This window comes from uncultured Dokdonia sp. (genome assembly GCF_947492535.1).
Classification (GTDB): Bacteria; Bacteroidota; Bacteroidia; order Flavobacteriales; family Flavobacteriaceae; genus Dokdonia.
The window spans coordinates 222,307-238,754 of the sequence record NZ_CANLNH010000003.1; the positions used below are offsets into that span (position 1 = coordinate 222,307).

Annotated in this window: 10 protein-coding genes; 7 read left to right on the plus strand and 3 right to left on the minus strand. The window is 34.2% G+C overall.

Translation table 11 applies throughout. The features are described from left to right. Positions 1–151: 151 nt before the first annotated feature. From Q1A60_RS05650 to Q1A60_RS05660, 3 genes are all read left to right on the plus strand, one after another. On the plus strand, positions 152–640 hold the full coding sequence (locus Q1A60_RS05650) for an ABC transporter ATPase (protein ID WP_299765261.1): 489 nt from the start codon (positions 152–154) through the stop codon (positions 638–640). A 26-nt stretch (positions 641–666) separates the two neighbouring features. Next, positions 667–1,251: a Crp/Fnr family transcriptional regulator gene (locus tag Q1A60_RS05655; protein ID WP_299765259.1), complete on the plus strand. Its 585-nt coding sequence runs from the start codon at positions 667–669 to the stop codon at positions 1,249–1,251. 95 nt (positions 1,252–1,346) lie between these two features. After that, a complete protein-coding gene (locus tag Q1A60_RS05660) occupies positions 1,347–2,474 on the plus strand; it encodes a DJ-1/PfpI family protein (protein ID WP_299765257.1) in 1,128 nt (375 codons plus the stop codon). A gap of 107 nt (positions 2,475–2,581) precedes the next feature. Here Q1A60_RS05660 and Q1A60_RS05665 read toward each other — a convergent pair whose 3' ends face one another. Beyond that, complete coding sequence (locus tag Q1A60_RS05665) at positions 2,582–4,042, minus strand: M20/M25/M40 family metallo-hydrolase (RefSeq protein WP_299765256.1); 1,461 nt, start codon at positions 4,040–4,042, stop codon at positions 2,582–2,584. 308 nt (positions 4,043–4,350) lie between these two features. On the opposite strand from Q1A60_RS05665, the gene Q1A60_RS05670 reads away from it, so the two are divergent. After that, positions 4,351–7,224, plus strand: coding sequence for a glycoside hydrolase family 3 N-terminal domain-containing protein (locus Q1A60_RS05670; RefSeq protein WP_299765254.1), 2,874 nt, complete (start codon positions 4,351–4,353; stop codon positions 7,222–7,224). Between the two features lie 56 nt (positions 7,225–7,280). Here Q1A60_RS05670 and Q1A60_RS05675 read toward each other — a convergent pair whose 3' ends face one another. Continuing rightward, on the minus strand, positions 7,281–8,690 hold the full coding sequence (locus tag Q1A60_RS05675; protein WP_299765252.1) for a T9SS type A sorting domain-containing protein: 1,410 nt from the start codon (positions 8,688–8,690) through the stop codon (positions 7,281–7,283). 78 nt (positions 8,691–8,768) lie between these two features. Here Q1A60_RS05675 and bshA point away from each other — a divergent pair, with 78 nt between their 5' ends. Continuing rightward, positions 8,769–9,899 carry an N-acetyl-alpha-D-glucosaminyl L-malate synthase BshA gene (gene bshA / locus Q1A60_RS05680; RefSeq protein ID WP_299765250.1) on the plus strand — a complete coding sequence of 377 codons (1,131 nt, stop codon included), beginning with the start codon at positions 8,769–8,771 and terminating at the stop codon, positions 9,897–9,899. 73 nt (positions 9,900–9,972) lie between these two features. Here bshA and Q1A60_RS05685 read toward each other — a convergent pair whose 3' ends face one another. Beyond that, on the minus strand, positions 9,973–10,461 hold the full coding sequence (locus tag Q1A60_RS05685; protein WP_299765248.1) for a hypothetical protein: 489 nt from the start codon (positions 10,459–10,461) through the stop codon (positions 9,973–9,975). 84 nt (positions 10,462–10,545) lie between these two features. On the opposite strand from Q1A60_RS05685, the gene Q1A60_RS05690 reads away from it, so the two are divergent. Next, positions 10,546–13,467 (plus strand): FAD-binding and (Fe-S)-binding domain-containing protein, encoded by a 2,922-nt coding sequence (locus Q1A60_RS05690; protein ID WP_299765246.1) that lies wholly within the window; start codon positions 10,546–10,548, stop codon positions 13,465–13,467. 152 nt (positions 13,468–13,619) lie between these two features. Next, positions 13,620–16,199: a phosphoenolpyruvate carboxylase gene (locus Q1A60_RS05695; protein ID WP_299765244.1), complete on the plus strand. Its 2,580-nt coding sequence runs from the start codon at positions 13,620–13,622 to the stop codon at positions 16,197–16,199. Positions 16,200–16,448: the final 249 nt, after the last annotated feature.

The window sequence follows — 16,448 nt, forward strand, 5'->3', positions numbered from 1 at the left end:
AAAAAAGATAAAAGAAAAAGAAAATTCTCTTTTATTGATTTTATTGCTGCTCCCGGCGGACTCATTATCTTAATTATTATATGTAGACTTTTGTATCGTTATTTTAAATACGATTCATTTAGTTTATTTTAAAATAGAAACACTCTAGTATATGCTAGCAGATTTTAATACACTTCCTACTCAATCTAGAGTTTGGATATACCAAAGTGACACGAAATTTACAGAAGATCAAGTAACACAGTTGCGCAAAGATCTTACAACGTTTCTCACTTCTTGGACAGCGCATGGAGCTAGTCTTCAAGCTGGATTTGAGATTAAATACAATCGATTTATCATTATAGCATTAGATCAATCACAAGCATCTGCTAGTGGATGCTCTATAGATAGTCAAGTACGTTTTATCCAAGCAATACAAGAAGATTTAGGCGTTGATTTATTAGATAAAATGAATGTTACGTATTATCAAAATGACCGTATTCATTATAAACCATTAATGGACTTCAAAAAAATGGCTAAAGATGGTGCTGTCGGAAAAAAAACAATCGTCTTTAATAACTTAGTGACTAATTTAGAAGAGTATACCCATCATTGGGAAGTACCAGCTATTGAAAGCTGGCATAGTCGTTTTTTGCGAAAGTAAAATATTGATGATAACATATATCAAGAATGTTTGAGGAAATTTTAAAACATATTGAAGAGCTTATTCAACTTGATAAAACAGAAACAGAACGTTTTACCTCAATACTCGTTCGTAAGAAATTAAGAAAAAGACAATTTCTTATCCAAGAAGGGGATCTAGTTTCCTATGAATATTTTGTTGCAAAAGGGTGTTTAAAAGCTTATGAGATTGATGATAATGGAGATGAGCATATCATTCAATTTGCTAAAGAAAATTGGTGGATAAGTGACTTTAAGGCCTTTTTTGAAGAAGGGAAAGCAACATTAAATATAGATTGTATAGAAGAGTCTGTTGTATATGGAATAGAAAAACAAGAGCTAGAAAAACTATTCCTTGATATCCCAAAATTTGATCGTTTCTTTAGGATAAAACTTACTTCTGCTTTTGTTGCTCTTCAAAATAGAATTTTATCTTCTTTGGATAAATCAAGTAGTGAGCGTTATTTAGATTTCTTAAAAGCATATCCCAACCTAGAACAAAGAATTCCTAATTATATGATTGCTAATTACCTAGGGGTGAAACCAGAAAGTTTATCTAGGATAAGAAAGAACATCGCTAGAAGAGAATCTTAACGTATGTTAAGATTTTTTCATAACATACATCAACGATTTTAAGGGCAAACCCGCTGCATCTTTGCAATGTAATTAATCATAAAACATTCAATAAGATGAAAAATTTAAATGTACTTATCGTAACAACTTCTCATGATCAATTAGGAAATACCGGAGAAAAGACAGGGGTTTGGTTAGAAGAATTAGCAGGACCTTATTACCAATATTTAGATCATGGTGCTTCAATTACAATTGCCTCTGCAAAAGGAGGGAATGTTCCATTAGATCCTAAAAGTGAACTAGAAGAATGGCAAACAGCATTTACAAGAAGATTTTCAGAAGACGAAAAAGCCTTAGCTTCTATTAAAAATACTAAAAGTATCGCTGAAGTAAACCCATCTGAGTTTGATATTTTATTTTTTCCAGGAGGTCATGGACCAATGTGGGACTTAGGCGATAATAAAGATGTTGCCAGATTAATAAACGCATTTGATAAAAAAGATAAGCCTATTGGTTTAGTATGTCACGGTGTTGTCGCTCTAAAAGGAGTTAAAACTATAAATGGAGATGCTTTCTCAAAAGGGAAACGTATTACGTCATTTACTAATTCAGAAGAAGAAGCTGTTGGTTTGACTGATGTTGTTCCATTTTTATTAGAAGATGTTTTAATTGAAGAAGGAGCTATATATGTTAAAGAACAAGATTGGTATGACTTTGTTGTAGAAGATGGGAATTTGATTACAGGGCAAAACCCACAATCTTCTGTTTCTGCAGCTCAAAAAACAATCGAATTAGTTTCAGATATCGATGATGCTAACAGAGTACGCATTGCTACAGATTTTTTTAATGCGTATAAAAATCAAGATCTTGCTAAGGCAGCTGCCTTAGCAAGTGAAAATGGAACATTCAGATATATCCCACTAGGTGAAAACGGAAAAGGAAAAATTAAAGGAACCGAAAGAACTACTTGGCAAGGAATAGCCTCAGCGCTTATTAATTCTTTTCCAGATTTGTCTAATGACGTTAAAAATATTTCAATAGATAATCAAGGAAACGCGATTGTTCAAGTTTTTATAGGTGGAACACAAGAGAAAGAAATACTTGGAATACCGAGTAAAGGAAAGTATTATAATGTAGAACACTTATTCTTACTAAATATTAATAATAAAGGATTGATAGAAGAAATCACCTGTTACTGGGATAATTGGGATTGGTTTCAACAAATAGGATATAATCCAAGTTAATCATGAATCAAGACTCTCATATTCAAAAAATAGTAGCTATAAAAAAACATCGACTTCCAATGAGAAGCCGATGTTTTTTTAGGTTTAAAGTTTGTGAAATTTTATGATTAGTTCACAATCAACTTCTTTACGATAGGAGTTGTATTATTTTCCGTATTAAACGTAGCGATATGCACCCCTGTACTTAACGTAGGTAAGGTTACTTGATCTCTTTCAGATACAGTGGTTGTTGTATAGACTTCTTGTCCTTTAATACTGTATAATTGGATGCTTGTCACTTCTTTTTGAGATGCTGTAAAATCATAAGATAGTATGCCATCCTGAATAGTTACATAAATAGAAGAAGCTAACACGTCATTTACGGCAAGAACTTCATTGTTTTTTGCAACTTCAATTAAAAACTCTGCACATAACTTTGCAAACTTAGTTGCATGACTCGCTGTATTAGTTAAGCTAAACATATCTCCAGTAGAATGAATATTTCCATTATGCTGTCCAAAATTAGCTTCAAAAGGAAATGCAGCCATATATCCTTGTCCTGTCCAACTCGCATGATCTGAGCATCCATAATTACATACAGAAGTACTATACGTAACTTGATGTTCTCCAGAAGCATTATAATGATCTAGAAGACTCATCATATAGCTAGTAAGTTCTCCACTTGTAAAATCACTAATAAATGAAACATCATTAGAAGAACCATTAAAGAGCGTCATGTCAAATTGAGATACAGCAACTACATTTACATTATTTGCAGCATATTGACTTGCGATTTCGTTAGATCCTACGAGGCCAATTTCTTCTGCAGCGTAAGCCATTACTTCTATCGTTCTTTTAGGAACAAAACCTACTTCAAATAACGCCCTCGTTGCTTCTGTAATAGTTGCAATTCCTGAGGCATCATCATCAGCGCCAGGAGCATTATCATTCCCTTGATTAGACGTAGAATCTAAATGTCCACCCACAATAACATATTCATCAGGGATTTCAGCTCCCGCAATAGTTAAGATTACAGAGGGCATTTGAGTATTAGAATGATTGAATAAACGAACACTTACATCTGTTCTACCATACGAAGCAGCCATTTCTTCCCATTTTGTTTTTAAATCTACAGCAGCTTGCGTAGCTGAAGCTCTATTGTGGTATCTAGTACCATAATTCTCTAATTCTAGAATATGATCTTCAATATTTTGAGTTTGTATAAGATCTAGTGTAGGAATAACAGTAGCATCTTCAGTAATTGAAAAATCTAAAGCAGCACGCGTATTATCTGCAAGTCTATTTTGAGGGTTTTGAATGGCAGTAACTGCTTCTTCTTGTGAATTTCTATAAATATACCCAGGTCCATGTGTGAGGATTCTATCATGTAGTTTATGACTACCCGTTTGGGTCATCCAAACAGCAGCTTCATTTCGAAACGTTGATAAAATTTCTATCTCATTAGGAACATCTTTAGCAAGTGCTTTTGCATGATGTAATGACATAGTTGCATAAAATCCATCTTGATTTTGTGCTGTTACCTGTATAGAAATTAATAAACAAAGTGCAAGAGTGTAGAAGTATTTCAAAACTTTTTTTTACGAATGTATTAAAATTACCTTATTAGAAGGTATACTTTTATAATAATTAACGTATATGATATACGTTTTTGGTATTTCTAACGCTATAGACTATGGTTAATAATATTTTGTTAACTTTTTATACGCTTTCGCGAAAGCGGACACAATCTTAGTAAATTCGTTGTACCCAGCTTACTTCTTAATGGCATTATATTTGTTTTTATAGAGGCGAGTTATAACAAGTATTCGTTATTAATAGTTATTGATATATGCAGTTTAGGAAATACCTTCTTTTACTTAGTTTTTTGTACATACCGATGGTTGTGTTTTCACAACAATCGTATCCTCTTTACTCCAATGATATAGAATCCCAACGTACATGGGTAGATAGTGTCTATACTTCAATGACCGTTGAGCAACGCATTGGACAACTATTTATGGTCGATGTTTTTTCAAGCGACCCTAAAGCTAAAGTAGATAAAATACGTGCACTTATAAAAGAGCAACACATTGGAGGTATTATTTTTTCTAAAGGAGGCCCTATGCGACAAGCAAAACTCAATAACGAGTTTCAAGAATTAGCTAAGACACCATTATTAATAGGAATGGATGCAGAGTGGGGCTTATCTATGCGATTAGACAGCACTTATGCTTTTCCTTGGAATATGACCTTAGGAGCTATACAAGATAATCGCATAGTAAAAGATGTAGGAGAGCGCGTAGGAGAACATTGTAAACGATTAGGGGTACATATTAATTTCGGACCTGTAGTCGATATCAATGTAAATCCCGCAAATCCTATTATTGGGAATCGATCTTTTGGAGAAGATAAAGTAAATGTGACTGAAAAAGCAATTGCCTTTTTAGAAGGAATGCAAGGAGCTGGTGTTTTAGGAAGTGCAAAACACTTTCCAGGCCATGGCGATACAGATCAAGATAGTCACAAAACGCTACCAACCCTAGACTTTACGATGGAACGTCTCAAAAATATTGAGATGTATCCGTATAAACCCATTATACAAGCTGGTGTAGCAAGTGTTATGGTAGCCCATTTGAATGTTCCTAATTTGGTTCCAGAAGACGGATATCCAACTTCTATTTCTCCAACGGTAGTAACGAGTGTATTAAAAGATAGTTTACAATTTCATGGTTTGATTTTTACAGATGCTCTTAATATGAAAGGAGCTTCTAATTTTAAAGAACCGGGAGATATTGATCTAGCAGCATTTAAAGCAGGAAATGATATTCTTTTAATAAGCAATGATGTACCCTCGGCAGCTGCAAAAATTAAAGCAGCTTTAGAAAGTGAAGAAATCACTGAAGAGCGTCTTGCTCATTCTGTAAAAAAGATTTTATATGCAAAATATAAAGTAGGGCTATCTAATTACATACCAATAGAAACAGAAAATCTTATTAAGGATTTAAATACGAATCTAGATGATATTGTATATAGCGAGGCTATTGAAAATGCGATTACACTTACAAAAAATGAAAAATCAATTCTACCGGTAAAAAATCTTGATAATAAGAAAATAGCGTATGTTTCATTAGGAGATGATTCGGGTACTCATTTCTTAAAAGAGATGCGTAAATATACCAATGTGTCTCATGTGAAAGCAAAGACACTTGACGAAATGATCACAAAACTCGAGAAGTATAATTATGTGATTGTAGGTTTTCATAGATCAAACGCAAACCCTTGGAAATCATATAATTTTACCGATAAGGAAAAAACATGGTTGTATGAAATCGCTCGCACAAATGATGTTGTATTAGACCTTTTTGTCCGCCCCTATGCAATGTTAGATTTATTATCTACCACAAATATAGAAGGTGTAATTCATAGTTATCAGAATAGTAAAATCGGACAACAAAAAAGCGCACAACTTATTTTTGGAGCAATACCTAGTAAAGGAAAACTCCCAGTTTCTTTAAAAGAAACTCCTATAGGTTCGGGTTTTGAATCAGGTACCTTGCGTAGACTTTCCTATGGAATTCCAGAAGAAGTAGGGGTGAGTTCAGATAGTTTAAATAAGAAAATAGATGCCTTAGTACGATCTGGTATCACACAAGCCATGATGCCAGGCGCACAAGTTTTAATAGCACGTAAAGGCAAAGTGATTTATAATAAAAGCTTTGGATATCATACCTATAATAAAAAGAGAAGAGTACGTCCTGATGATGTGTATGATGTCGCTTCTATGACGAAGATTTTAGCTTCTTTACCCTTACTTATGGAATTACGAAGTCAAGGTTCTATATCATTAGACGACACACTAGGAGCGCTTATTCCAGAATTAAAAGGGACCAATAAATCAAATATTACCTTACGTAAAGCATTATCGCATTATGCGCGTTTCAAGGCTTGGATTCCTTTTTATCTGGCAACTATAGATACCGTCACTAAAAAACCGTCTCAGGAGTATTATAGAAAAGCGTATTCAAAAGAGTTTAATATTAAAGTGGCAGATGAATTATACTTACGTAGTGATTATACAGATTCTATTATAAAACGTATTGGAGAGAGTGATTTAAGAGATCGACTCTCGTATAAGTATAGTGATTTACCCTATTATTTGATGAAGAAGTTTTTAGAAGATTATTATGGGAAAGATTTAAATAAACTTACCTCAGAACGTTTTTATACCTCTTTAGGCGCAAATCGAACAGGATATAAACCATTAGATCGTTTTTCTAAAAAATCGATTGTACCTTCAGAAAATGATACCTATTGGCGTAATCAGAAAGTACAAGGATATGTGCATGATATGGGCGCAGCAATGCAAAGTAATATTGGAGGTCATGCAGGACTTTTTAGTAATGCCAATGATGTTGCAAAACTTATGCAGATGTATCTTCAAAATGGATATTATGGCGGGAAACGATACATTTCTAAAGAAACTATAGAAGAGTTTAACACGTGTACGTATTGTGATAAAAATGTACGTAGGGGAGTAGGTTTTGATAAACCTCAACTCTCAGGAAGTGGTCCTACGTGTGGTTGTGTATCAATGACGAGTTTTGGACATAGTGGATTTACAGGTACCTACACATGGGCAGATCCAGAACAAGATCTTGTCTATGTATTTTTGTCAAATCGTACATTTCCTACCATGGAAAATCGTAAATTAGTTACGTCGGGATTACGTACCAGAATTCAAGAAGCGATTTATGAATCTATTATTGACTAGTACGCATTCCTTCCTACCGGCTTGCAGGAGCAAAAGCATACTAGTCAACATTAACATTATAACTTTATCAATTTTCTACTAGTTTTTTTAGTACTTATTTGATCTTCAATCTTTGCAAAATAAAGACCACTAGGTTGTGCGGATAAATCAATAGTATCACTGTTTTTTATTGACATTATTTTTTGACCTAATGTATTGTATATATTAATAGTAAATAATGAAGCATTTTGATTATTTACAATATGGTATATGCCTTGAGATGGATTAGGAGAAATCTTTAAATTAGTAATGCTTTCATCATATACAGATAATGTAAGGTTGTTTTCAAACCAAGTCAGTTGCCCTTCAAAAGTTCCTACAATAAAGTCCATTTTGTTGTCATTATTAAAATCAAATACTTCTAAACTATTATTGATATTATCACTGGTGCTTATAACACTTGAAGGGGTGAAATTAAAGTCATCATCATTCATCCATATTGGAATTCCAGTAGTAGGATTATTAGTATTAAATAATACTCCAGAAACTAAGTCATTATTACCATCATTATTAAAATCGGCAACTCTAGTAATCGTATATGTTGCTCCTTCAAAATCAGGATTGGTTATATTTTCTTGAATTGTAAAATTTGCATTTCCATCATTCGAATACCAAAGAACACCAGCTGTATCTATAAAATTAGTATTTGTAAATATAATGTCTTCGGTTTGATTAGTATCGAGTTGTCCAGAACCAGCTAGTGTAGCAAATTGAGCAGAAGGAAAATCATCTAGTTCTGTACTAAGAGAAAATGTAGCATCTCCATTATTTATATATAATTGAGGAATCCCACCTCCTAAAATAATATCTGTAAATCCATCATCATTAAAATCTTGAGAAAATACTTCTCTTAAATTACTATTTATAATTCCAATTGGTTCTCCAAAAGAACCATTTCCTGTATTTGGGTAATATACAATGCTAGTTGGGTTGAAAATTCTTCTAATAACGATATCTTCTAAATTATCATTGTTTACATCAAATACAGTAAGAAAATTACTAACCGAAGAACCAAAATTGGGTTCTATTTCTACTGCATCTTCAAAAGTACGATCACCATTATTGATATAATATGCTAATCTTTCAAAAGTGAGTCCGTTAAAAGTTAAGTTTGTAACTGCAATAATATCCATATTACCATCATTATTAATATCTAGAAATTCAATATCCCTTGCAGGAGTTCCTCCTTCATTTTCTATAATTATAGAATTTTCAAAATTTCCATTTCCAGAATCAAACCATGCCATTAGCTGAGAAGCTCCATTTATAGCACCAATAATATCTATGTTTCCATCATTATCAAGATCGTGTAATCTAATACTAGTAAAAGATCCAGATACTTCTTCAATAGTATGTTCAATAAAATCTTGAGCATTTATAGATATTACTGTCAAGAATGAGATAATTAGTAAGTATTTTTTCTTCATCGTTATTTTTTAAGATTGATTAACAGAACAAAACTAAGAATTATAGTACTTTTGAGATAACATTAGTTTCAAAGATTCATGAAAATTGCTATAGTTTGTTATCCTACATTTGGTGGTAGTGGTGTTGTCGCTACAGAATTAGGGATAGCGCTCTCAAAAAGAGGACACGAAGTTCACTTTATTACCTATAAACAACCAGTAAGGTTGGCATTACTAAATGAGAAGATTCATTTTCATGAAGTAAATGTGCCTGATTACCCATTATTTCATTATCAACCATATGAGTTAGCACTTTCAAGTAAATTGGTGCGTATTATTAAGAAACAGGGCATTGATATCTTGCATGTACATTATGCAATACCCCATGCATATGCAGGGTATATGGCAAAAGAAATGCTGAAGGAAGAAGGAATTCATATTCCTATGGTAACTACACTGCATGGTACAGATATTACGCTTGTAGGGAGTCATCCATTTTATCGTCCTGCCGTAAGTTTCAGTATTAATAAAAGTGATGTGGTAACTTCGGTTTCTGAAAGTTTGAAACAAGACACCTTACGTCTTTTTGATATTACGAGACATATAGATGTAGTTCCTAACTTTATTGATGTAGATGGCTCTAATAATGGCTTTACAGATTGTCAACGAGAATTGATGGCCAATGAAGATGAACGCATCATTACACATATTAGTAACTTTAGGAAAGTAAAACGTATCCAAGATGTTATAGAAGTCTTTTATAGAGTGCAATTAGAATTACCTGCAAAATTACTTATGGTTGGTGAAGGTCCAGAAAGAGAAGGCGCAGAGAAGCGTGTAAAAGAATTAGGTATAGAAGATAAAGTGCGTTTTTTAGGAAATAGTAATGAAATTGATAAAATCTTATGCTTTTCAGATCTTTTCTTATTGCCTTCTGAAGCAGAGAGTTTTGGATTGGCTGCATTAGAAGCCATGGTTAATGAAGTTCCTGTGGTCTCTAGTAAAGCAGGAGGTATTCCAGAAGTAAATATAGATGGAGTTACTGGATATCTTTCTAACGTAGGGAATATAGCAGATATGGCACAAAACTCAATCCGTATTCTACAAGATGATGATACCTTAAATACATTTAAAAAGAATGCTAAACGAGAGGCAAGAAAGTTTGATATACAAAATATCGTACCCTTGTATGAAGAATTATATGAGAAAGTATTAGTAGATAAAGTTTAATTCTCTGATGAGAATATAAACAATAAAAAAACCGAGACTAGTGTCTCGGTTTTTTTATGTGAAATATATTTTATTAAAACTGATATCGAATACTAAGCGCAATATCAAACTCTAAACTATCATCTATATCATTTAAGATGCCTATTTCAGGTCTAAAATCAAGAGATAGTAATAATGGAATATCAAAATTATATTCTATACCAATCGTTCCTGCTGCATTTAGGAAAGACTCACTTGTATCATCATCTACAAAATCATTGTCAAAATCAAAAAAACCTCCAGCGGCTCCTACACCAGCATACCAGTTAAAATTTCCGTCTAGTCGCCACACCCATTGGTATAAACCTGTAAGGCGTATCGCATTAAAGCTATTGGCACTTCGCCATCCAAGCCCTAATTCAAGGCGATTATTATCGCCTAATGCACGTTGATAATTAACCTCTGTTCCAAATCCGTCGTTATCTCCTACACGAATTCCTATAGCGTTTTGTGAGATTTCTTGAGCTTGTACAACAGCTACAAATCCTAAAAATAATAAGAAACTAAAAAGCGTCTTCTTCATAAAGTTGAGTTTTAAATTGATATTAGTAAGTTATGTTGCTATAACGTAAGATACACCATAAAATTTTGATGTATTTTTGATTATATGCTTATGTCCTTTGAACAATTATCACGCCAACTTTCAGGAGAACTTCATACCGATGCACTTCATAAGCGCATGTATGCGACAGATGCCTCTGTATATCGAAAAGTACCTCAAGCAGTAGCGTACCCAGAAGATACGAGTGATATACGGCATTTGGTTCTTTTTGCTTCAAAAAATAATATCACCCTCATTCCTCGTACCGCTGGTACCTCACTCGCAGGACAATGTGTAGGCGACGGTATTATAGTAGATGTTTCTAAACATTTCACTAAGATTATTGATTTAGATAGAGAAAAACGTCAAGTAACAGTGCAACCTGGTGTGATACGAGATGAGTTAAATGCCTATTTAAAACCACACGGATTATTCTTTGGTCCTAATACCTCTACGGCAAACCGATGTATGATAGGCGGTATGGTTGGGAATAACTCTTCAGGAACTACCTCTATTAAATATGGCGTTACACGTGATAAAGTAGTTCAATTAAAAACCGTATTAAGTGATGGAAGTGAAGTGGTATTTGAATCTTTATCAGATATACGCTTTCGCGAAAAATGCCAACTATCTACCCTAGAAGGGAGTATCTATAAAACACTTCAAGAGGCGTTGTCCTCACCAGAAATACAAGACCAAATACGATCTGAATTTCCAAAACCTGAAATCCATAGGCGTAATACAGGGTATGCAATAGATGAACTTATACATCAGCAGCCTTTTACAGCGGAAGGAGATGCGTTAAATCTATGCTCTTTATTAGCGGGTAGCGAAGGAACGCTTGCATTTACCACAGAAATTACACTTCAGTTAGATGTACTTCCTCCTGAACATGGCGTGCTAGTCGCTGCTCATTTTAAAACCCTTTCAGAATGTTTAAAAGCAGTTTCATTAACCATGCAACATGATTTGTATACCTGTGAGATGATGGATAAAGTCATTCTGGACTGTACGAAAAATAATAGGACACAAGCAAAAAATCGATTCTTTATAGAAGGAGACCCTGCTGCGATTCTCACCCTAGAAGTTCGGGATACGACCATAGAAAAAGCACGTGCCCAAGCAAATAAATTAGTTGAAGCTATTTCTACCTCTGGATTATCATATGCCTATCCTATATTAGAAGGAAAGCAGATTGATCAAGCAATGGAACTCCGTAAAGCAGGATTAGGATTGTTAGGGAATATTATAGGCGATCGTAAAGCCGTGGCTTGTATAGAAGATACTGCAGTAGCCTTAGAAGATTTAGCATCTTATATAGACGAGTTTACTGCAATTATGGATGCATACAAACAAGAAGCGGTGTATTATGCACATGCTGGTGCTGGAGAATTGCATTTACGTCCTATTTTAAACTTAAAAGAAGCTGAAGATGTAACCTTGTTTAGAAAGATCACTACCGATGTCGCTAAATTGGTGAAGTCCTATAAAGGCTCTATGAGTGGTGAACATGGAGATGGGATTGTACGTTCTGAGTTTATTGAATACATGATAGGAGCGCAGAACTATGAACTTCTAAAGAAAATAAAATACACGTTTGATCCGCAGTCTATATTTAATAAAGGTAAAATTGTTGATCCATTACCCATGGATGCATCCTTGCGATATGAAGTAGATCGTACAGAGCCTGAAATTAAAACACTATTTAATTTCTCTGATCAAGAAGGCATCTTACGATCTGCTGAAAAGTGTAATGGAAGTGGTGATTGCCGTAAACTCCCTAGTGCTGGAGGTACGATGTGCCCAAGTTATAGAGCTACTCGGAATGAAAAAGATACCACAAGAGCTAGAGCCAATGTTTTACGAGAGTTTTTAACAACATCAGAAAAAACAAACCCTTTTGATCACGAAGAACTCAAAGAAGTATTTGATCTCTGTGTGAGCTGTAAAGCTTGTGCGAGTGAATGTCCTAGTAATGTAGATGTCGCCACCCTAAAAGCAGAGTTTGAATACCAGTATCAAAAATCACATACAATTAGTTTACGAACTAAACTTTTTACAAATACAACAAAAGTAAATCGTCTTGCTGCAGATGTTCATTGGTTATATAATGGTTTATTACCTGTTTTTTCTAAGCTAATAAAGTCAGTTTTTAAAATTGCACCACAACGGTCATTACCAAAATTAGATTTATTTGCGTTTTCAATTTTTAAACCTTCTCTCATTGTAAACTATGCTAAAAAAATCAAAGAACAAGAAAGAGAAGTCTTACTTTTTATAGATGAGTTTACGGAATATTTAGATGGATCTATAGGACGAGATGCTTTAAGTTTGTTATTAGCTTTAGGGTATAAAGTTCATACAACTAGTAAATTAGAAAGCGGACGAGCACATATCTCTAAAGGGTTTTTAGATCAAGCGAAAGGTATTGCTACTAGAGCGGTAGCAAGATTAAAAGATAAAGTTTCAGAAAATGTAGTCTGTGTAGGAATAGAACCTTCAGCAATACTCACATTTAGAGATGAATATCTTCGACTTGTAGATGATATAGAAGGCGCAAAACATCTCGCTAAATATTCTTATACGATTGAAGAGTTTTTACATCAAGAAATCAAATTAGGAAATATAACCTCTGAGCAATTTTCCGCGGAAGCGAAAAAAATAAAAATCCACGCCCATTGTCATCAAAAAGCCCTCTCATCTGTGGAACATACGTTTGCAATATTGAATCTCCCTAATAACTACACACCAACAATTATTCCTTCTGGATGTTGCGGAATGGCTGGAAGTTTTGGGTATGAGAAAGAACATTATGATATCAGTATGCAAATGGGAGAACAAACCTTATTTCCTGCAATTCGCAAAGCAAGTGAGGATGTAATTATCGCTGCCAATGGGACTAGTTGTCGACATCAGATAAAAGATGGTACGCAACGTATAGCATTGCATCCAGTCACTATTTTAAAGCAAGCATTACTTGTAGAGTAAATCACAATACAGAATACGTATTTTAAACGCTTTTTTTTGAAGTTTTAGCAATCAGAAACCGAATAAAAGTATTATTCGTAAAAAGAAGAGATTCACTATTTAAATTGCGTATCCTTTAGTAATTTTAAAGTTGGTTTAAAAACACCTTTGCTATGTCAATTCAACCTAAGATTACACGATTTACTCAAAATGTACTATCTAAATATCAGATTTACAATAGTATATTCATGACGCTTCCTTTTGATGCTGTTACAAAAACAGGGGCTTTATTACCTTTGTTTCATGAGACTTGTCAAAAAGGATTTGAAAAAGGTGATAACCCTACAACGATTGTCGAAACGTTTTTTGAAAAATACCAAGCCAGACGTTCTCCAGAGAGTCAGATTAATTTATTATTTCGCTTTATTCAATACATAGAACGTCAAGTCGTGTTGTTTGATGCGATAGAAGATGCCGCTTTCGCGAAAGTAAATAATATGGATGGTATCGGGACCTTGCGTAGTTTGAAAGAAGCGGTTGTCGCAGACGATAAGTTAGAAACCCTTCAGAAGTATTTAGAAGAATTTAAAGTGCGTATCGTATTAACCGCACACCCAACCCAGTTTTACCCAGGATCCGTATTGGGTATTATTACAGATTTGACCGAAGCGATTAAAGAAAATGACTTGCTGCGTATCAATGATCTATTGGCGCAGTTAGGAAAAACACCATTCTTCAAACATAAAAAACCAACCCCTTATGATGAAGCGGTAAGTTTGATATGGTATTTAGAAAATGTGTTTTACAAATCCTTCGGAACGATTTACGATTATATCCAACAAAATATCTTTGATGGAAAACATATTGACAATGATATTATTAATGTTGGTTTCTGGCCAGGCGGAGATCGAGATGGAAACCCATTTGTAACGCCAGAGATTACTTTAAAAGTGGCACAACGATTACGAGAAACCATTATTAAAAACTACTATAGAGATGTAAGGCGTTTAAAACGAAAGCTATCCTTTAAAGGGGTGGAAGATCGTATTACCGCATTAGAAAGAGCGTTATATGATACGATTATACATCAAGAATCTAGAATCACACTAACTCATTTTAGATCTGAGCTAAAAGAGATTAAGGAAATACTTATCGCAGAACATCAATCACTATATGTCTCTGAAGTCAATAGTCTTTTAAATAGAGTACACTTATTTGGTTTTCACTTTTCTACGTTGGACATCCGTCAAGATAGCAGGAAGCATCATCAGTTTTTTACTGATATGGTCAATGCAACTATAGAGAATGATAGTGGTCTATTTCCTACAAATTATCATGAATTGTCAGAAACAGCACAAATTGAAATACTGTCTAAAGTAAAAGGAAAAGTAGACGTATCTTGGATAAAGGATGAAGAAACCTTGAAGGCACTTCATACCATGAAAGCCATTAAAACCATTCAAGAAACAAACGGCGAACAAGCGGCCAATCGATATATCATTAGTAATAACCAGACGACACTGAATGTCATGCAGTTGTTTGCGATGCTTAAGTTAGTAGCATTTCAAGATAAACTTACGGTAGATATAGGTCCGTTATTCGAAACAATCACCGATTTAGAGAATGCGCCTGCTGTCATGGAAGAGTTGTATACGAATCCTGAATATGCAGCACATTTAAGATCAAGAGGGAATAGACAAACGATCATGCTTGGTTTTAGTGATGGTACAAAAGATGGTGGATATCTCATGGCGAATTGGGCGATCTATAAAGCCAAAGAAAATTTAACTGCCATTTCTAGAAAATATGATGTGACGGTTATCTTTTTTGATGGACGAGGTGGGCCGCCAGCCAGAGGAGGAGGGAAGACACATAATTTTTATGCTTCTTTAGGACCAACCATAGAAGACAAAGAGGTACAACTTACGATTCAAGGACAAACTATTAGTTCTAATTTTGGAACCTTAGAATCTTCACAGTATAACCTAGAGCAATTAATTAGTTCGGGTATTTATAATAGCTTAAGCGAAGTAAACCTTAGTATGCTTCCTGAGAATCGAGACGTTATGAATGAGCTTGCTAAGCTAAGTTATGAGGCATATAGCGCGTTTAAAGCACATCCAAAATTCATTTCCTACTTAGAGCATATGAGTACGCTTAAGTATTATGCAAAAACAAATATTGGAAGTCGTCCTTCCAAGCGTGGAAAATCAGAAGGTTTAGTATTTGGAGATTTACGAGCCATTCCTTTTGTAGGATCTTGGAGTCAGTTAAAACAGAATGTCCCGGGCTTTTTCGGGGTAGGAACCGCTTTAAAACATTATGAAGATATAGGTGCGTTTGAAAAAGTGCAGCAATTATTTAAAACGTCTAGTTTCTTTAAAACCCTTATTGAAAATAGTATGATGTCTTTGTCTAAGTCTTTCTTTGACTTAACGAAGTATATGTCTGAAGATCCTGAGTATGGGGAATTTTGGAATGTTATTTATAAAGAATATGAAACCTCAAAACGTCTTATATTAAAACTTACGGGCTATGAAGAGCTTATGGAAGAAGAACCAGCTGGAAGAGCTTCTATCGCTGTGCGAGAATCTATTGTGTTGCCATTATTGACGATCCAACAGTATGCACTTAAGAAAATTCAAGAGCTGGAGAAAGCGCCTGTACGAGATGAAGCGCAAATTGCCATTTTTGAAAAGATAGTCACTCGTTCCTTATTTGGTAATATCAATGCGAGTCGTAATTCGGCCTAATCTATCCTACTTTTATGTATGCTTTACACGCTTTCGCGAAAGCGTATACATCTATATTTTTCGTCAAACTGAATTTGTTTCGGTTTCACATCATAGTTGTTGATTAATACGATGAGATTCCGAAATAAATTCGGAATGACGTTTCGTTATATTGTAAACCTGTATTATGCATAATACAGGTTAAATAATTGTGAAATTGAGTTTTCCTTAGAGAGGAGGTTTTTAAAGTATTATTTTACGCTTTCAAGG

What these genes read in the sequence shown, in the direction of transcription:
- Q1A60_RS05675 (WP_299765252.1), bottom strand. Translation starts at nt 8,690, where the DNA reads ATGAAGAAAAAATACTTACTAATTATCTCATTCTTGACAGTAATATCT.
- Q1A60_RS05695 (WP_299765244.1), top strand. Translation starts at nt 13,620, where the DNA reads ATGTCAATTCAACCTAAGATTACACGATTTACTCAAAATGTACTATCT.
- Q1A60_RS05670 (WP_299765254.1), top strand. Translation starts at nt 4,351, where the DNA reads ATGGTTGTGTTTTCACAACAATCGTATCCTCTTTACTCCAATGATATA.
- bshA (WP_299765250.1), top strand. Translation starts at nt 8,769, where the DNA reads ATGAAAATTGCTATAGTTTGTTATCCTACATTTGGTGGTAGTGGTGTT.
- Q1A60_RS05650 (WP_299765261.1), top strand. Translation starts at nt 152, where the DNA reads ATGCTAGCAGATTTTAATACACTTCCTACTCAATCTAGAGTTTGGATA.
- Q1A60_RS05690 (WP_299765246.1), top strand. Translation starts at nt 10,546, where the DNA reads ATGCTTATGTCCTTTGAACAATTATCACGCCAACTTTCAGGAGAACTT.
- Q1A60_RS05655 (WP_299765259.1), top strand. Translation starts at nt 667, where the DNA reads ATGTTTGAGGAAATTTTAAAACATATTGAAGAGCTTATTCAACTTGAT.
- Q1A60_RS05685 (WP_299765248.1), bottom strand. Translation starts at nt 10,461, where the DNA reads ATGAAGAAGACGCTTTTTAGTTTCTTATTATTTTTAGGATTTGTAGCT.
- Q1A60_RS05660 (WP_299765257.1), top strand. Translation starts at nt 1,347, where the DNA reads ATGAAAAATTTAAATGTACTTATCGTAACAACTTCTCATGATCAATTA.